At 39.7% G+C, this 19403-nt stretch carries 14 protein-coding genes; 10 read left to right on the forward strand and 4 right to left on the reverse strand.

The window, feature by feature from the left end; translation table 11 throughout:
* The first annotated feature begins 41 nt into the window (after positions 1–41).
* The 4 genes from KZZ04_RS14300 (at position 42) to KZZ04_RS14315 (ending at position 4348) form a co-directional block, all read left to right on the forward strand.
* Positions 42–1697 carry a DUF1566 domain-containing protein gene (locus KZZ04_RS14300; protein ID WP_219423027.1) on the forward strand — a complete coding sequence of 552 codons (1656 nt, stop codon included), beginning with the start codon at positions 42–44 and terminating at the stop codon, positions 1695–1697.
* 9 nt (positions 1698–1706) lie between these two features.
* Positions 1707–2222, forward strand: a complete 516-nt coding sequence (locus tag KZZ04_RS14305; protein WP_219423028.1) for a DUF1566 domain-containing protein — start codon at positions 1707–1709, stop codon at positions 2220–2222.
* A 174-nt stretch (positions 2223–2396) separates the two neighbouring features.
* Complete coding sequence (locus KZZ04_RS14310) at positions 2397–3314, forward strand: ExeA family protein (RefSeq protein ID WP_058404971.1); 918 nt, start codon at positions 2397–2399, stop codon at positions 3312–3314.
* Positions 3315–3325: 11 nt separating this feature from the next.
* Complete coding sequence (locus tag KZZ04_RS14315) at positions 3326–4348, forward strand: general secretion pathway protein GspB (RefSeq protein ID WP_138527552.1); 1023 nt, start codon at positions 3326–3328, stop codon at positions 4346–4348.
* Between the two features lie 47 nt (positions 4349–4395).
* Here KZZ04_RS14315 and KZZ04_RS14320 read toward each other — a convergent pair whose 3' ends face one another.
* Both KZZ04_RS14320 and putA read right to left on the reverse strand, forming a co-directional pair.
* Complete coding sequence (locus KZZ04_RS14320; protein ID WP_058404973.1) at positions 4396–5589, reverse strand: HD-GYP domain-containing protein; 1194 nt, start codon at positions 5587–5589, stop codon at positions 4396–4398.
* Positions 5590–5707: 118 nt separating this feature from the next.
* Positions 5708–9511 (reverse strand): bifunctional proline dehydrogenase/L-glutamate gamma-semialdehyde dehydrogenase PutA, encoded by a 3804-nt coding sequence (gene putA, locus KZZ04_RS14325; protein WP_058404974.1) that lies wholly within the window; start codon positions 9509–9511, stop codon positions 5708–5710.
* 168 nt (positions 9512–9679) lie between these two features.
* Here putA and KZZ04_RS14330 point away from each other — a divergent pair, with 168 nt between their 5' ends.
* From KZZ04_RS14330 to KZZ04_RS14340, 3 genes are all read left to right on the forward strand, one after another.
* Complete coding sequence (locus tag KZZ04_RS14330; protein ID WP_058404975.1) at positions 9680–10162, forward strand: winged helix-turn-helix transcriptional regulator; 483 nt, start codon at positions 9680–9682, stop codon at positions 10160–10162.
* A gap of 258 nt (positions 10163–10420) precedes the next feature.
* Positions 10421–11773 (forward strand): magnesium transporter, encoded by a 1353-nt coding sequence (locus KZZ04_RS14335; RefSeq protein ID WP_138527554.1) that lies wholly within the window; start codon positions 10421–10423, stop codon positions 11771–11773.
* Between the two features lie 21 nt (positions 11774–11794).
* Positions 11795–12859 (forward strand): DUF21 domain-containing protein, encoded by a 1065-nt coding sequence (locus tag KZZ04_RS14340; protein ID WP_058404977.1) that lies wholly within the window; start codon positions 11795–11797, stop codon positions 12857–12859.
* A gap of 120 nt (positions 12860–12979) precedes the next feature.
* On the opposite strand, the gene KZZ04_RS14345 is transcribed toward KZZ04_RS14340, so the two are convergent.
* Positions 12980–13588, reverse strand: a complete 609-nt coding sequence (locus KZZ04_RS14345; RefSeq protein WP_058404978.1) for a TIGR04211 family SH3 domain-containing protein — start codon at positions 13586–13588, stop codon at positions 12980–12982.
* A gap of 214 nt (positions 13589–13802) precedes the next feature.
* Here KZZ04_RS14345 and KZZ04_RS14350 point away from each other — a divergent pair, with 214 nt between their 5' ends.
* Together KZZ04_RS14350 and KZZ04_RS14355 are read left to right on the forward strand one after the other, a co-directional pair.
* Positions 13803–15326 (forward strand): CYTH and CHAD domain-containing protein, encoded by a 1524-nt coding sequence (locus KZZ04_RS14350; protein WP_058404979.1) that lies wholly within the window; start codon positions 13803–13805, stop codon positions 15324–15326.
* Entirely contained in the window at positions 15326–16018 is a 693-nt protein-coding gene (locus KZZ04_RS14355) for an START domain-containing protein (protein WP_058404980.1), read from the forward strand. The genes KZZ04_RS14350 and KZZ04_RS14355 overlap by 1 nt, the downstream gene beginning before the upstream one ends.
* 74 nt (positions 16019–16092) lie before the next feature.
* Here KZZ04_RS14355 and KZZ04_RS14360 read toward each other — a convergent pair whose 3' ends face one another.
* Positions 16093–17604 carry a S10 family peptidase gene (locus KZZ04_RS14360; protein WP_058404981.1) on the reverse strand — a complete coding sequence of 504 codons (1512 nt, stop codon included), beginning with the start codon at positions 17602–17604 and terminating at the stop codon, positions 16093–16095.
* Positions 17605–18002: 398 nt separating this feature from the next.
* Here KZZ04_RS14360 and KZZ04_RS14365 point away from each other — a divergent pair, with 398 nt between their 5' ends.
* Complete coding sequence (locus KZZ04_RS14365) at positions 18003–19226, forward strand: response regulator (protein ID WP_058405100.1); 1224 nt, start codon at positions 18003–18005, stop codon at positions 19224–19226.
* Positions 19227–19403 lie beyond the last annotated feature (177 nt).

Below are 19403 nucleotides of genomic sequence, written 5' to 3' on the forward strand. Positions count from 1 at the left end.
ACGATTGCGTTATAGTAATTATTTGACACAAGGTGCTACGAATGAAAGCGTTAGCGTTAATCCCTCTTTTTTCCTGCATTTTTATCACGGCCTGCGGCGGTGGTGGCGGTAGTGACAGCACCACAAATATTGAAGCCTCAGTGAATGCGGGTTCAGATATACAAGTTATTGAAAAAATTGATTTTACAATCACTGCACAAGGCTCTCCAGCGGATGGAACTTTTACTTGGCAACAAGTTAGCGGACCAAGTATAGATGGTTTTCCACTTGAAGGCGCTGAGCAAACACTGACTGCACCTGATGTAAAAGCAGATAGCGAAATTGTATTAAGGGTCAGTTATCAAAGCACTGGCAATAGCGCAGTAAGTGACGACGTTTTAATTTCGGTTAGTTCTAACAATCAACTGCCTCTAGCTGTAATAACCCAAACAGCGCCAGCTACGCTTCCTTCTGTATACCAAGATACCATTATATTAAGTGCTCTAGACTCAAGTGATCCTGATGAAAATGGAATAGTAAATGGCTATTTTTGGGAACTTATATCAGGCCCTGACTTAGATATTTCTGGCTTTCATGATTCGACATTAAGCTTTACTCATCCTTTGTTAGAAGCAAACACAACATTACTTTGGCGCTTAACAGTTACTGACGATGAGGGTGGTGAAGCCAGTACTCAATTCACAATGAGCCTTAATAAAACCAATGAATTAGTTGCCGCAAATGCAGGGGATGATCAAAATGTTGAAGAATTTGACCAGGTAACACTAGACGCAAGCAATAGCGAAACAGTCTCGGATACATATCAGTGCGATTGGCAACAATTAACCGGGAATGCCGAAACACTGAGCGATAGCCAACAGTGTGTATCTACCTTTTTTGCCTCCGATGTAGACACCAACACTACGCTTAGCTTTGAAGTAACCGTTACCGATTCGAAAGGACGCACCGATACCGATACGGTGTTTATTGATATAACGCCAAAAGCGCTTGGCCTGATAAACGACAGTGGTATGGGAGAATGCTACAACAATACGCAGCGTATAAATTGCGACAGTGATGATTTTCCTGAGCAGGATGCAGAACTCGGTCGTGACAGCTTTGCTAACCGCATAGATAAAGCAGGCATAGGGAATCTCGCATTTGATTATACCAAGCTTAATCAGTTTGCCGACGAGGTTGATGACTCCAGTGAAGTATTTAGCTGTATTCGTGACAATGTAACTGGGCTTGTTTGGGAAGTTAAATCCCCTTCCTCTGGTACTTTACCAAATACAACGTTACGGGATGCGCAAAACAGCTATTATTGGGACATTGGCGACACAACTACCGATGCAGATAGTACAGCAAATACAACATGCCCTAACGACACAAGTTGTGGCCTACAAACCTATGTAAATGCAGTTAATGCCATCGATTTTTGTGGGGGAACAAATTGGCGAGTCCCTACTTATACAGAGCTTCTTGGTTTAATTGATTATGGTAAGCAAGGGCAAAGCGTATTAATTGACACGGCTTTTTTCCCAAATATGCCAGAAGCGGGTGCTATTGATAATGTTAATTTACCTTATTGGACATCTCAAACTGCTGCGGATGGCACCAGTTTATCGCAGGCTTATATTATTGATATGAGTAACGGTAATGATCTTGCCTATCCAAAAGAGAACAACGCGTATGTTCGTTTAGTCAGAAGCCGATAGGAGAGTGTTATGAAATTAAAATTATTAAATACGTTTATAGTTTTTGGCTTTAGTTTTAATGTGGCGGCGCAAACATGTTACGGCGGTGCCGACACAACAACCCCAACTGATAGGTTTACTGTTAATACCGATGGGACAGTATCTGACACTGAAACCGGCTTAATGTGGCAGCGTTGTAGTTATTCTCAAACCTATAATACAGAAACACTTCAGTGTGAAGGATCCACACCTGCAGTGACGTGGCAGGAAGCTTTACGAGGAGCGACTAACGATACAACTGCAAACTATGATGATTGGCAGGTGCCTAATATTAAAGAGCTAGCCAGTATTCTAGAGCACAGTTGTACAGAGCCAAGTATAAATGAGGTTGTTTTTTTAGGCACTAAATCTCAAAACTATTGGTCTAGCACATCGGGTGTTAGTAGTATGAGTTCGGCCTGGGTTTATCAGTTTGACAGTGGGCTAAATAGTTTACGCCCTAAAACCAGTGATGTTTATTTGCGCCTCGTTCGCTACGAAAAATAAATACTAAATAAGTTTGATTAAAAAGCGCCGTTATTGGAAGTAAATTCCGAATCTGCGCTTTTTTTGTTTTTACATAAATTTACTTTATTTCAACAATAAAGCGCTCACAACGATGTTACTGTGCGCGTTTTTTTGCCATTATAGACGGTGATTTAATTTCGAAGGAACATCGCGGTGTATTTAAGCTATTTTGGCCTTAACGAAAAACCTTTTTCGATTTCGCCTAACCCTCATTATTTATTTTTAAGCGAGCGCCATAAAGAAGCCTTAGCACACTTAACCTATGGATTGGGAGAAGATGGTGGTTTTGTATTACTGACGGGTGAAGTAGGCACCGGGAAAACAACAATCACCCGCAGCATGCTAGAGCAATTACCTGAAAATACACAAGTAGCGATGATTCATAATCCTGCGCTATCAGAACTAGAGCTGTTAGCTAGTATTTGTGATGAATTGAAGATTAGTTATGACGCACAAAATGCGACACTTAAAAGTTTAACAGACATAATAAAAAAGCATTTAGAGAGTAATAACAAAGCGGGTGGCCATACTATTTTAATTATTGACGAGGCGCAGCTACTTGCCCCCAATGTGCTAGAGCAACTTCGTTTATTAACTAATATAGAAACCGACCATAAAAAACTGTTGCAAATCGTGCTAGTGGGTCAGCCTGAACTTCAAGATTTACTAAAGCGTAATGAATTGAGACAGCTTGCTCAGAGGATCACAGCACGTTATCACTTATTACCTTTAACACAAGGCCAAACAGTCGCGTATATCAAGCACCGGTTACACATTGCGGGGTGTGACAAAGGTTTATTTTCAATGGACGCAATGCAGATGGTTCATAAAATGACAGGCGGTGTACCACGGTTAATGAATTTAGTATGTGAACGTGCTTTAGTGGGAACGTTCTCTAAGCAGCAACTCGTTGTAAATGCCGATATAGTAAAACAATCTGCACAAGAGTCATTACCTACCGACTTTGTTGCGACAACGAATAAGCCTGAAAAATCGTCATCCATTTTAATCTATTGCTTTGCCTTTTGCGCTCTATTTGCCTCAGGTATTGGGCTTTCTTTTATTTTATAGTTAGGTGATTTATGTCTTATTTACTAGATGCATTAAAGCAATCTCAACAAGCTGATATGAGTGCCGAGCAGTACGATTTACAGTCAGAGCAGTTAAAACAGCAACAAGCACTGGCTCGTTACCGCCGTATCGCTTTTATTTTGGGAGGCAGCTTAGCAGCCTTTGTTACGATAACAGCCGGATTTACTTTTGGTAAGTGGATGCAATCATCAGGCTCTGTTGAACCCTCTAATGTAGTTAGCAGTCAAAGTAATGAACAAGTAACGACCCAATTAGAAACAGAAGCATTACCCGTCACTCAACAAGCTAAAGTGAATGAAAAGCCTAAACCTGAACAGCTACCAAGCAACACCGCAACTATTGAAGGGCAATTAGTGCACGTGCAAACACCCACGGGTATTCAGCAAATGCTATTAACGCCTACGGGGCAGTATATTCCGATGCCATCAACAGGTGCAGCTAACGGCATTCAACAAGTTTATAATCAGCCTCAGCTTTTAAATACGCAAAATTATAATCAGCTAAACCAAGGTCAACCGAATCCACCCCCACAGTTTACGTATAACCAAGGCAATGTTAAGCAAACTCAAAATACGTCTTCGACAAGTATTGATATGAGTAAGTATAAAGTGTTGGGTAAGCCAATTAGTGGTGCAGCGCGAGCTGAACCTAAAAGCGATCCTGAGCTTGATGCTGTGCCAACTACACTTAAAAATGCGTTTGCGCAGGCAGTGCAAGATGTCGATAAAAACCAAGATTATGAGGTAACTCAAGCCTCAAAATCGTCATCTCGGGTAGAGCCTATCGAATTGTTACCAGACGGCCTTCAAGCAATGCTACCAAGTATTAAATACCAAGCACATATTTATTCATCAAGTGCAGATAAACGCTGGATAAAGCTAAATGGGCGAGAGCTTCACGAAGGTGATAGCATAGGTGCATTAATGGTTAAAGAAATTACACCAGAGCAAAGCGTGATTGATTTTGACGGTTACGAGTTTAGCTTAAAAGCCCTGCAAGACTGGCCGGAGTAACAAACAAGTATAAGCTCAGTGAGTAATACTGGGCTTATACTGACAATTTAAGGTAATACAGAGTTTTTGTAAAAGCGCTCTAAATCAATATTGAAATCGCCGGCCTTTACGGTTGATTCGAGTGAGTCCACAATTTTTTTGTTTGATAAATCAATATCAAGCACTTCGGTGTAACGGCTGTGTTTTGCACTATAAAACGTTTTAACAATCGGCTTTAATGGCATCGCTGGATTACTTTCTGTCACAAGCCCAACTTTTTGGCTTGAAAGCTTTACTAATGTGCCCACTGGGTGAATTCCAATACACTGAATAAACTTAGTTAGTAAAGCGCCGTCAAAGCTATCTGGGCAGCCATCTTTTAATATTTTAAATGCCTTGATGGGTTCCATGCCCGATTTATAAACTCGCTCTGCAGTAAGGGCGTCATATACATCAACAATAGAGGCCATGCGAACATACTGGCTTATTTCATTTCCTTTTTTACCAAAAGGGTAACCAGTACCGTCTATACGTTCATGGTGCATACCCGCAATATCTACTGCAATACCCGTTAAACCTGACTCTTCTAAAATTTGTTTTGAGTAAACCGCATGCTGCTTCATTATTTCAAATTCTGCTTCGGTTAAACGCCCAGGTTTATTGAGGACTTCATCTGGCGTTTTTATTTTACCAATATCATGCAGTAGCGCACCGGTAGTAAGCTCTACAATAATGTCTTTTTCAATATTAAGGTGTTTTGCAAAAATACCCATTAAAATAGATACGTTTATAGAATGCTCTAGCAAGTAGGCATCTTTTTGGCGCATTTGCGTCAGGCAGGCTAGGGCATCTTGGTTTCTAAAAACTGAATCCATAAACCCACTAGCAAGCTCTCTAAATGGGGCTATATCGATATTCAAGCCTGACTTTATATCTTTAAATGCTTTTACTTGCAGTGTTTTAGCTTCGTCATAAAGCTTTTTAGCTTTATTCATTTCTTGTGCTGCGCTATGCGTTTTTTGCCAGGGGTCGCGTTCTATTTTTGCAGAAGGAGCTTTGATTGGTTCTTTTTTAGGGACTTCTTGGGTCAGTGTTTTGTCTGGGTCGATTTCAATTTCTAAAATCCCCGCTTTAATTAGCTTATCAATACTGGTTTGGGTTTTTACCCAACCTTGGCTTTTAATTTTTACTCTGCCCGTTTGTTTTGTAACGCTTTGCACAAACATTCCAGGGAGTAATTTAGAAACTGGGAGCTTTTTCAATTTCACTGCTTAACTAATAAATCTGTATTAAATGTAACAAACTTTACGCGTTTTAAATAGAAAAAAGGCACTTAACAGTGCCTTTTATATATTTATTAAGTAATTAGTATTAGCTCAATTAATCATCATCTTCAACTAACGTCATCAATGATGTATTTCCACCCGATGCCGTTGTATCTACACTAATTGTTTTTTCAGTGATAAGACGTTTGATTAATGTGTCGTAATACTCAGAACTGATCACCGGTAATATAGCGCCTTTACGCTGCGCAAGTTGTTGGCTGAAGTAACCTAAACGAGACGAACGCGCTGCAACAACTGCGCCGGCTAAATGAGGATGCCCCAAAATCGCTTGTAACTGATTAGGTTTAGCTACTTGGAATACCCCTTCGGCAACACCTGTAGCAATAAACTTCTCTCTGAATGCTTCGGCTTCTTCGTAAAACATTTCAGAGGCAACTGTAATTACTGTATTACCCGCGGCCAAGGCAGTAATGATAGATAACGCCCAAAAGTTAAAAGACGTGCTCTTATCGGCATAACAAACAACACAGCCGCGTGCTTCTAAATGAAGAGTATTAGACTCACCCGTTGGCCCAGGCAGCGTTGTAAATTTACGCATGTGCTTCTCAAGGCGGTTTAGCTGCGCACGCGCATCGGCTAGCGTTAATGCTAAATCGTCAGCTAAGTCATCAATAATCTCTACCGTAGCAATTTTGGCAAGAAGCTGGCGAACAGCAGATACACGGTCATTAAGCGGGGTTGCTCGCCAAATTTTTTCATCGCGCATTGAGTTAGCCATTAGCTTTTCTACTTGGGCATTTGCACCGCTGTAGTGGTGTAAATCAAGCTCATCAGGCGTTAGGTTCGTCATTTGCACGTTTTCTGGTGATGCTTTTTCTTTCACCAAACGCTGTAGGTAGTTTGGACCACCGGCTTTAGGGCCCGTGCCAGATAAACCTCGGCCACCAAATGGTTGCACACCAACAATTGCGCCAATCATATTGCGGTTTACGTATACATTGCCAGCACGAGACATTTTAGCAAGGTACTCGCAACGCTCTTCAATACGTGAATGGACACCCATTGTTAAGCCGTAGCCTGTATTGTTTATCTGATCGATTACGTCATCAAGTTGATTCGCTTTAAACCGAACAATATGAACACATGGGCCAAATACTTCGCGCTTAAGTACAGAAAGATCTTTTATTTCGTATAAACGAGGAGCAAAGAAGTACGCACCATTTTCACTGTTGTCCGGAATCTTACATTCATAATGAAGTGTTGCATTGCCTTTTAAATACTCAACATGTTCAGTTAAGTTTTTAAGTGCTTTTTCATCGATTACAGGCCCTACATCGGTAGATAACAATGACGGATCACCAATATGTAATTCAGCCAAAGCACCTTTAAGCATTTCAATGATGCCGTCGGCCACGTCTTCTTGAATAAACAATACACGTAGAGCTGAACAGCGTTGACCAGCGCTTTGGAAACCAGAACTTATAACATCATCAACGACCTGCTCAGGCAGTGCTGTTGAGTCAACAATCATACAGTTTTGGCCACCTGTTTCGGCGATTAATGGCACTTGTATATCGTTTCGTGCTGCAAGCGTTTGAGAAATTAATGTGCCGGTTTCAGTTGAACCTGTAAACATAACTGCTTGAATACGTTCATCAGGAACAATTGTTTTACCCACTTCACTACCGCGTGCAATAACAGGCTGTACAACGTGCTCAGGTAAGCCAACCGATAGCATAAGTTCAATGGTACGTAGAGCAATTAAGCTTGTTTGTTCAGCCGGTTTGGCAATAACGGTGTTACCCGTCACAATAGCAGCAGCCACTTGGCCTAAAAATATAGCGAGTGGGAAATTCCATGGGCTAATACACAGGATTACACCTCGTGCTTCAAAGCGCTCATCTTCTGAGAGTTCTTCGGCTCGTGCAGCGTAGTAACGACAAAAGTCGACTGCTTCACGTACTTCATCTATGCCATCCTGTGCTACTTTACCCGCTTCTTTGATACAAATAGCAACGAGTTCGTCGTGATGACGTTCCAAAATATCAGCAATGCGGCGTAATAAATTAGCACGGTCTTTTACAGGGGTTTGCGACCATGATTCAAACGCTGCTTCTGCATTAGCAAGTAGTGTTTTCATTTCATCGCCACTTTGTAGTTTTACATGGCCGATGATTTCTTTATGGTTTGCTGGGTTTTTAACAGCAAGTGACCCATCAGGGACTTGGCTTTGATCTATTCGATGTTCGTTAAACCAGTTGTCTAGGTTTTCTTTAAACGGGGTAATCACGTTTATATCGGTCAAGTCCATGCCTTTAGAGTTGGCGCGTTCTTCGCCGTATAAATCAATTGGCATTTTAATTTGCGTATTGTATTTGTTACGAAGTCCTTGCAGCGTTTCTACCGGATCTGGCAGCAATGTTTCTACCGGTTTAGAGGTATCAACTATGGCATTTACAAACGACGAATTTGCACCATTTTCTAGCAAACGTCTAACAAGATACGCCAGTAGGTCTTCGTGTTGGCCAACCGGGGCATACACGCGACATTGAATTTTTTCTTCACTTACAATTTGGTCAAATAGTGACTCACCCATACCGTGTAAACGCTGGAATTCAAACCCTGTGTTATCGCCTTTAGCCACTTCTAAAATAGTTGCTGCAGTGTATGCATTGTGCGTTGCAAATTGTGGGTATAGCACATCACGTGCTTCTAGCATTTTAATTGCACAGGCTTTGTATGATACGTCTGTTGTGGCTTTGCGGGTAAATACAGGGTAGTGATCCAAACCATCTTGTTGTGTAGTTTTAATCTCAGTATCCCAGTATGCGCCTTTAACTAAGCGCACCATTAGTTTACGACCTACACGCGTAGCAAGCTCTGTTAGCCATTCAATAACAAAAATCGCACGTTTTTGATACGCTTGAACAGCTAAGCCAAACCCTTGCCAGCCATCCAACTCTTTATCGCTAAATACGGCTTCGATAATATCCAGTGAAATATCTAAACGGTCAGCTTCTTCAGCATCTACCGTAAAACCAATATCATACTGTTTTGCAGCTAGAGCAAGCTCTTTTAGCTTAGGTACAATTTCTGCCATTACTCGATCTTTATGAGTGAACTCATAACGCGGATGAATAGCAGAAAGCTTTACAGAAATACCCGGGCTTTTAATCGGACCACGGCCATTTGCCGCTTTACCAATTGAGTGGATGGCATTCATGTAGCTGTCAAAGTAGCGTTTAGCATCTTTACTTGTACGCGCGCCTTCACCAAGCATATCGTAAGAATATACATAGCCTTTTTGCTCTGTGTCGGCAGCACGTTCAATTGCTTCGTTTATGGTACGACCCATAACGAATTGCTTGCCCATAATTTTCATTGCAAAGTTTACAGACTTGCGAATAACTGGCTCACCTAAACGACCAATGGTCTTTTTAAGCATACCAAACTGTTGGTCTTTGGTTTTATCTGTGTAGTTAACCATTTTACCGGTTACTAATAAGCCCCAAGATGATGCATTTACAAATAAAGAGTCGCTACTGCCTAAATGAGAGCTCCAATCACCTTTTGCTAACTTGTCGCGAATAAGGGCTTCTTGGGTTTCTTTGTCTGGTACACGAAGCAGCGCTTCGGCTAAACACATTAACACTACGCCTTCTTCACTTGAAAGCGAAAACTCATTGAGCAGCGCATCTACACCGCCTTGACCATCTTGTTCTTTACGGATGTTTAAAACAATTTGGCGGGCTCTTTCCCAGGCACGGCTTCGTGCTTTAACGCCTACTTCTGCAAGCGGTAAAATATGATCGATAACCGCATTTTCGTCTATGCGGTAAAAGTCACGGATTTTTTGTCTTATAGGACAGTCAGTTGTTAAATCGCCGTTGAATAACATAAGCAACCCTTAGCAGTGTTAAGATTTAAAGTAAATTTAATTACCAATAAAATACCAGTGATATTGAGAGTGCATTCTAAATAAAATTCAGCAGAATATGCTGGTTAAATTTGTCGATTTACGATAATTTACAGGGCATAAATTTAACTTATCCGCATAAAATTCTGTATGACAAATCCAAATAGATTACGCATGCTAGATCGCATTGATTTAGCAATTTTAGACGTTTTGCAAAAAAACGGCAGAATTTCTAACGTTAACTTAGCAAAACAAGTTAATTTAAGCCCAAGCCCATGCCTTGATCGCGTAAAGCGATTAGAGCAAGAAGGCTATATTGAGGGTTATTATGCTAAATTAAGCGAAGCTAAGTTAAACCAAAGCTTAGTGGCTCATGTTCAAGTGTCGTTGGTCACTTCAAATACTGCTGTATTTAAAGTATTTAAAGAACACATATTAAGAATGGAACAAGTTGTAGAATGTGACATGGTTGCAGGCGGTTACGACTACTTATTAAAAATACGTGTATCTAACATGGAAGAGTACAGGCAAGTGTTGGGAGACTTAGTTGATATCCCCGGTGTAGGCACACATCATACTTATATGGTTATTGAAAAAGTAAAAAAAGATAAAGGGTTATTAATCGAAATTTAATCCCACACATTTAAAGCATACATAATAATGCTTGTATGCTTTAGTATTCATAGTTGCCCAGCTTCCTTCCCTTATTGTTTTCTAATACCTTAATTTCATATTTTTAATTTATAAAGAAATAATTAGTACTGCCTTTGTTTTGCCCATACAATGCGAAAAATAGCATGCACATCTTTAATAAAATACCGTTTTTTCTGCAATTTTTAATTGAGAAGGTAAACTGTCAATAATGTGCTTTTTAATTTTAAGGTTTTTTTAATGATTGAGTATCCGGTAGATCAACTCCCACAACTCATAAACGACTTACTGCAATGCGACACCACAGAACGTAAGAATAAACTGTTGATCGACGCACAAAGCACACTTTCTACAGAGCATCTATCGTTATTGTTTGAAGCAATACCCAAAGAGCAGCGGCTCGAAATTTGGCAATTACTTGACGAAGATACACAGCATGAAATTTTTGTAAATTTAAGCCCTGATAGTTGTTTATGGTTACTGCAAACACTTGATGACAGTGATGCATTTAAATTACTTGATGAAGTAAATGTAGAAGAGCTACTCGAGTTAGAAGAAGTTATACCAGAGCGGTTTGTCGACTATGCAAAAAAGCAATTAGATGAAGCGCAAACCAAGCAGTACGAGCTAGCACAGCAATACCCACCAGAACAACTCGGTCACTGGCTAGGTTTTGATATTTTAAAAGTGTCAGACAAGTTAACAGCTGGTGGTGCAAAAAAGCTTTTATTCAAAGGTGTACCGCAATACAGCGAAGTTATTTATTTAGTGACCCGAAAAGGCAGTTTAATTGGTGAAGTGGCCATTAACGATGTTATTAAAGCACACAATAACGATAATTTAATGACACTAGCAAATCATGATTTTTCATCGTTGCATGCAGACGATGATTTATATGAAGCTGCTGAAGTCGTAATTCACTCTGAGCAAATGGCTATGCCGGTTGTAAATTCAGATAATAAATTATTAGGGCGATTAACAATTGCCTCTGCTTACGAACTTCGCCAAGAAATAACCGATGAAGCTACCGCAAAGGCCGGTGGTTTACGAGAAGACGAAGATTTATTTGCCAGTGTACGAAAAAGTGCTAAAAACCGTGGTATTTGGCTAGGTATAAACTTGGCAACGGCATTTTTAGCATCGTGGTTTATTGGTTTATTTGGCGCTACTATAGAACAAGTGGTTGCTTTAGCGGTACTTATGCCGGTTGTAGCCTCAATGGGAGGAATTGCGGGTAGCCAAACATTAACCGTTATCGTGCGTGGTTTGGCTTTGGGGCAGGTGACTGATTCAAACCGCAATGCGTTACTTAAAAAAGAACTAAGAGTCGGGGCTGTTAACGGTTTAGTGTGGGCATTTGTAATTGGTTTACTCACCTACTTATGGTTTAACGATTTGATGTTAAGTGTAACGATTACAGTCGCTATTTTATTAAACTTAGTAGCGGCCTCGCTCGCGGGCGTTGTAATACCATCGATTTTAGACAAAATGAAAATAGATCCAGCGTTATCTGGCTCTGTTATTTTAACAACGGTTACCGACATTGTTGGGTTTGTGACCTTTTTAGGTTTAGGCAGTTTGTTGCTGCTATAAACTTTTTAATAGGAAAATAAAATGACGTTTGATGTCATGATTTGGTGTGCTATTGCTCTGTGTATTTCGCAATCGGCAATATTTTCGGGCTTGAATTTGGCGTTCTTTTCGTTAAGCCGATTACAGCTTGAAATGGAAAGTTCAAAAAGAAACGAAGCGGCAATTAAGGTTATGGCACTTCGTAACGACTCTAACTTTTTACTAGCAACCATTTTGTGGGGTAACGTGGGTATTAACGTTTTACTCACGTTGCTCTCTGATTCTGTGTTAATGGGCGCTAGCTCGTTTTTATTCTCAACGATTGCGATTACGATAATCGGTGAGATAACACCTCAAGCTTATTTTTCTCGTAATGCATTAAAAATGGCGAGTATGCTTTCACCATTAATAAAGTTTTATCAAGTTTTGTTTTATGTTGTTGCTAAACCAACGGCCTTGGTACTTGATGCATGGCTGGGCAAAGAAGGTATTACCTATTTTGCTGAAAGCGAGCTTAGAGGAATAATACGAAAACACATTGAGGCGGAAGAAGCTGATGTGCAACATGTTGAAGGTATTGGTGCACTTAACTTTTTTAGCTTAGACGAAATCAGTGTAACTAAAGAAGGGGAAATAATTGATCCAGATTCTATAATCTCTTTACCTACTAAACTTGATTTACCTATTTTTCCTGAACTGACATTATCAGCCGATAATGACTTTTTACGTAAATTACACAAATCGGGCTATAACTGGGTAATTTTGACTAACAACGATGGGTGGCCGTTATTAGTGGTTGATGCCGATGGTTTTTTACGAGCAGCATTATTTGAGCCAGATACTTTTGACCCTTACCATTTTTGCCACAGACCTATTATTGTAACGGATGAAACACTGCGTTTAAGTGAAGTTATTTTAAAAATACGCGCAAATCATTCGCTCGATAAATCGTTTGATGGTGCTATTGATCACGACGTTGTGTTGGTATGGGGTGATGAGAAGCGCATTATTACTGGTGCTGATATATTCGGTCGTTTATTAAAGGGAATGAATGCGCCAAAGTTAGAGATGAACGAAAATAAAGAAGTACAGCCGCTGGCAAAATAGTAAGTTAATCTATTTTTTATAGTTAAGCCAGTGCTATATATGCATAGCTCAATATTTGATATGCGAATAAAAAAGCCGCTAATAGCGGCTTTTTTATTGAACAACATTCATTCAATTCATTTATGCCCAACCTTCGTAACGCTTACGGCGCGACAAAACAATGGTTAAAATAATTCCCAAAAATAACCCTAAAAATGCAATCGCACCGCCGTAGGTAAGTAGTTGTCGTTTTTCTTTTGAACTAGCGGCTTCTTTTTGCGTGCGCTCTTGCGCGAGTGTTGTTTGCAGGCTTGTAATTTGCGCGGATAATTGCAGGTTTTGATCGGTTAAGGTTTGATTTTGCTTTTGTAGCTGCGGTAGTTCTATTTGAGCAAGGCGTAAATTTTCCTGCATGGTGCTCATTTCGCTGCTTAAGGTTTGGTATTGTTGATGTAACCCAGGCGTAGTAGAAATAAATTTAGTTTCAATCCAACCTTCGCGGTCTTTGTCGTCCTTTATTTTAATAAAGCCGTTTTCTTCGCCAGACAGTACGGTTATTTTTGTTCCTGCGTCTACAGAGCCTAGTAGTCGATAATTTTTACTCGCCCCTGAACGCATAAATGTATATAAATTGTCGATGATATAAGCGGTATTTGCATCTGATGAACTCGCTGTTGTTGCTTCATCTTGTGCGTAGCTTATAAACGTAGTGGCTGTTAAAAGTAGCCCGAATAAACAATATTTTAGCATTTATCTACCTTGTTGTTCTTACTGAGTCCGTTATGAACATGGTTTTTTAATTCACATATAAAGCAAGATAGTAGGGATTTAGCCTTTTAAAAGCAAGGCTGATATTGTAACCCTGCCATGATTAAACCACTCAAAAAAGCTAAAAAATTTGCATTGTTAGAGCGCTTTGTTTATTTTGACCACTTATTTATTTTAAAGGTAATCCGCAAACCGAATGGATACTGAGATAGAACTGAAATTTTTGGTATCAGATGCCGTTGTCCCACTGATCCCCTCATTAATTACTCAATTTGCAAAAACGGTTATTAATAAGCCTTCACGTAGTTTGCAAAATGCTTATTACGATACGCCTAGCCGTGAATTAAGAGCCCTTGATATTGGTTTTAGAACCCGTTGTTCTGACAATCAGTGCGAACAAACTATTAAGCTTGCTGGCGAAGTGGTAGGTGGCCTTCATCAGCGCCCAGAATATAACTTACCTATTGATTCCAGCCGCCCAAACTTGATGGCGTTTAGTGCTGACATTTGGCCTCATGGAATGCAGGTAGATGCGATTTCACAAAATTTATTTCCTATTTTTAGCACTAATTTTATTCGTCGTACGTGGTTAATTGAAACGCAAGGCGGTGCAAAAATAGAGGTCGTGCTTGATAAGGGCGAGATTGCTGCTTCTGGGCAAGTTGAGATGATCAGCGAGCTGGAAATAGAATTAATCGAAGGCAGCCGCAATGAACTGTTTGCTTTGGCCGATATTTTAGTTAGCCAAAACTGTATTCGACTTGGTTTGTATTCAAAAGCAGCGCGTGGCTATCGTTTAGCCGACGATAATCCACTTAAGCCTAGTAAGTCGATTGGATTTGTTAAGCTTCCTCGCTCTGCAACCCAAGAAAACGCTTTAAAAGAAGCAATGAACTTTGGTATTCGGTTTGTGCAAAAGCATGAGCAGTGTTACTTCGATAAACCGAGTTTAAAAACCTTAAAAAGGGTGACTGACGGTATTAGTTTAATTCGTCATACCTTTTGGTTGTTTGACGATATAGTCTCTAAAGACAGCACCGAACAATTACGCACCGAGCTTAAGTGGCTTTTGAGCGAGTTAGCATGGGTAGAAAATGCAATTCAGTTAAAAACTTATACGTCAAAACGTCATGCCTTTTATAAAAAAATAAATGCAGCGCCCGCTTTGGCGCAAGTTATTAACGACTTAAAAGAGCTGCAGCCAAGTATTGATGACATTAATGCGCTGTTTCATAGTGCCCGGTATAATCGTTTATTGCTCTCGTTAACAACATGGTTGATTGACAAGCAATGGCGAAAAGATTGGGGGCAGGTAGAGCTCCAAGCTGCAGAAAATCCAGTGTCTTCAATTGCTGAAAGATTGTTTAATAAAGACTGGAAAAACCTGCACCAGTTATTGCCAAAAGAGCAAACGCTAGGCGTAGCTGACTACCTTAATTTACGAATGCAGCTTGAAAACAGTTTGCTAAGCGGTAATTGCTTAGGATCGATGTTCGATAAAGAAGAGCGTCTTGAGTTTAGATTGCCGTGGTTAGATATTTCGCATGGTGTTTATGAACTCAGTACCCTTGAGTATTTAAAGCAATTATGTGCTGGCCAAGAAGATGAGCAACTAGCCAAAATTCAATCTTGGTTAGAGCAAAAATCGGAATACTTAGTCAGTGCAATGGAGCAAAGTCGGCTTGCTTCGTTTGACATAGCGCCTTATTGGCAAAAATGATGATCAAGCACTTTTGCAATTTAATCCCAATGCAAAAGTGCATTTGCTTCCTAATTATTTTGTTAAGCTTTAACGTTTACTCTGAGCCTCGTTGGCTATTATACAAAAACGAGCAAGGAGTAAGCATTGAGTATCAGCAATTTTCTGATGATACGTTTGTTGTAAAAGGCCAGCTTAATATTGAAGATGTAACAGCAAATGACTTCTTAGATTTATTAAGTGATACGCGTATTGCGTCAAGTTGGCTTGAAAACACGTCTAAAGTACTTTTAATTAAAGCACTTAGCCCTTCAGAAAACCTCGTTTATAGCTATATCGACTCTCCTTGGCCTGTTGCAAACCGAGATGCTGTTACCTATTCGTGTTATTCAAGATTATCTCCGCAGCAAACTAAGCTTTCTATTGAATCGCGTCCAGAAGAATTGCCATTAACTAAGCGTGTAGTAAGAATTAAAACGCTTAATGCACATTGGTTTCTGACACAAAAAGACGAAGATTTAAATATTGAATATCAGGTTTACGCCTTACCTGGAGGAAATATTCCAACCTGGCTATACAATAAGGTGGGACTTAAAAGTACCTTTAAAACGCTGGTGAATTTACGGACAATGCTAGAAACTAAAAGCTACAACGCACGCGAACCGGTTATTAAAGCTGGCGCTTGTAATTTACGCGAAATGACAGCTAAATAAGTCATTACAAAACAGCAAGGGATTACACCTATAAATGACTCAGTTAAGCCATTTATAGGTGATTGCTCAGTATTTTAATATTTGGCTGATTTAGACTCTTTAGGTAGTGAGTTTTGAATAAACTCTCTTAAGTCGTTATTTGAACTTTCTAAGTCAGCATGGCGAAGGTACATCATGTGCCCACTTCTGTAGCCTTTAAAACTCAAACGATCTTTCATTTTTCCACTTGGATCTAATTGCCACATTGTGTACTTGGCATCAAAGTAATTGGTTGCACCATCGAAATAACCCGCCTGTACCATTACATTTAAGTAAGGGTTTTGAGCCATTGCTAAGCGAAGGTTTTCACCGGTATTATTGCCACTTCTATCCCAAGGATGAACGTTACCAAATAAGTTATATTTTATGTCGGTTTTATAGTTTAACTCTTCGCGCAGGTAGTAATTGATTGCAGGTGTAAACGAGTGTAACCATGAAGTCAGCTCTGCCCAGTAGTCAGGTGAATCTCCTGCATCGCGTTTGTCTATGCCTAGGTAGCGAGAGTCTAAACGACCGACTGTTTGGCCTCTATCACGTAATAATTCTTTCCAGAAGTATTGCGTAGGGATATCAAGGTTGTTTTGATCGACAAACGTGTCTGAAAGGCCAGCATACGCAGCCATTTTTTTAATGATACGACGCTTTTCGTCTTGCGCTAAAAAGCCACCTTTTGCTAAAGCTGGTATTAATTCGTTTAAAGTAAATTGCTCAACTTCAGGAAGGAGTTCGTCTAAATCTTTTGCTTGTAAATCGGCATTTAGTGCTTTGTGATACCACGCGGTGGCTGCAAAGTATGGCAAACGATTTGCCGCTTTAACTGGGCCTTCGCGTTTAATTCCAATGTCTGTTGGTGACACTAATACAACACCGTTAATATACATCCATTGGCTATTTTGTAGCTCATGTGCAAGGCCCGATACGCGTGTTGTGCCATAGCTTTCGCCAATTAAAAACTTTGGAGAGCGCCAACGCTCTGTTCTATTTACAAAGGTATTTAGCCACTCGCCAAGGTATTTAATGTCGGCGTTAACGCCAAAAAACATCTCTTTTTGTTGAGCTTTAGAAAGCCTTTCGCCTTTTTCGTTTTCAATAACTCGCGAATAACCTGTATTCACAGGGTTTACATAAACAATGTCGGCAACATCAAGTACAGAGTATGGGTTGTCTTTAACACCATAGGGTTGAATAGGGTAGCCTTCATCATCAATTTTTAATACACGTGGGCCGGTGTAGGCTAAGTGCATCCAAACTGAGGCTGAGCCAGGGCCACCATTAAAAGAAATGAGCAATGGACGTTTGGTTCTATCATCAACTTTATCGCGTGTGTAATAGGTGTATTGCAGTGTAGCAACGGCATCGCCTTTGTCGTCCCATACGGGTTGAGTGCCTGTTGCAACCGTATAATTAAAGCGTTGACCATTAATTTTAGCTTTGTGTTGGGTGATAACTTTACTATCTACATCAATACGGCGTTGATTATCAGCATTAGCATGGGTACTGAGCATTAATGCAAAAACCGTGATTGGTAAAATACGACTAAGCTTCATGAGGTATCCTTATTATATTTAATAACTCATTAAAGATAAAAATGAGTGAAATAACAAAGGTAATGAGACTAGCTGCCGATATAAGTGGTTAAGTTAATTAAAATTAGCTGGTAAGTAGATAAAACGATTATTAATGGTTTAAATATTTGTTTAATTATTTAGCTAATAATTAAAATCAGGTATATTTGCTTGTAGGTTTGTTTTTTTATTATATCTGTCGATTTACAAGCTACTTAATGGAATGTGCTTTAATATTTAAAGCGTTCAATAACAATGACTCTGGATGTTTTTTACTTATTTTTACTTATTTTTGCTGCGTAAAGCGTAGTACCGGTAAGTTTTATTATTTTGCATTTGCAGCAAATGTTGCAAAAATAATGAGAACAAAGAGAAGGTCTATGCAAAGAGTATTAGTGGTTGAAGACAGCAAAGTAGTGCAGCAGGTTTTACGCCACTTAACCGCCCAGTATTTAGATGTTGCCGTTGATTTTGCTTGGTCTTTAGCTGAGTGCAAGGCTTACGTAGAAAAGTACGACTATTCCCTAGCGCTTGTTGACTTAACACTTCCAGATGCCCCAAGTGGCGAAGTTGCCAAATACACACTTTCTAAAGCAATTCCAACGGTTGTGCTTACATCAAAGATAGACGAGTACAAACGCCAGCAAATGCTAGAAGATGGTGTGGTTGATTACGTTATAAAAGATAACCGTGATTCTTATCATTATGCTGTTAAGTTAGTATCACAACTTCTCAGAAACCAAGGCTGTAAAGCGTTAATTGCCGATGATTCTATGTTGAGCCGTTCATTAATGAAACAAATGCTCGAAAAGCAATTATTTGATGTGACAACCGCGAATGATGGACAGCAGGCACTTGAAATACTAAAAGCTGATGCAGATATAAAGTTACTTATGACTGATTACGCTATGCCTACAATGGATGGCTTTGAGCTAGTTAAAGCCGTTCGTAATTTTAGAGGGCGAGACGATTTAGCCGTCATTGGATTGTCTGGCGCAGGTAAACATGGTTTATCAGCACGTTTTATAAAATATGGTGCAAACGATTTTTTAACTAAACCGTTTATGAATGAGGAGTTTCATTGTCGTGTACTGCAAACTATGGAGCAGTTATCGCTGATTGCAGATATAAAAGAAAGTGCATTTAGAGATCATTTAACGGGTTTATATAATCGACGTTACTTTTATCAATATGCTGAAAAGCTATTAAAAAACAAAGATCAAAACAATACGCTTGCGTTACTTGATGTGGATTTTTTCAAAAATATAAACGATACATTTGGTCACGAAGGCGGCGATCAGGCGCTTAAACAGGTTGGCTCACTTATTCGCTCAACCTTTGCAAAATTTACGGTAGCAAGAGTCGGTGGAGAGGAGTTTGCCATTGTGTTACCAGACATAGGTTTAGCGAGAGCTCGCGAGTACCTTGAAGCATTTAGAAAAAAAATGGCGAGTTACGATTTTTCTATTAGTGACAAGCCATGCACGATAACGGCGAGCATTGGGCTTGCAGAGTTTCAAAATACGAATTTAAAAGATGCGATGCGCGTTGCCGATAAAGCGTTATATGAAGCAAAAAGTAAAGGTAGAAATTGCATAGGATAAAAACGTGTTAAGTTTTGGTGCAGTGTTACATGTGCACCAATGTAGCTAAGTTGTTAAAAAAGCGCACCTAAATGGTGCGTTTTTTTTGTGGTAAAGCAAAGTATTTTAATTAAGTTATTGTTTTTAAATTAGATTAAATAGTGGCACAAAGGTTGGATTATGTAACTCAACAGGATA

The organism is Pseudoalteromonas sp. CR1 (assembly GCF_019392235.1).
Taxonomy (GTDB): domain Bacteria; phylum Pseudomonadota; class Gammaproteobacteria; order Enterobacterales; family Alteromonadaceae; genus Pseudoalteromonas.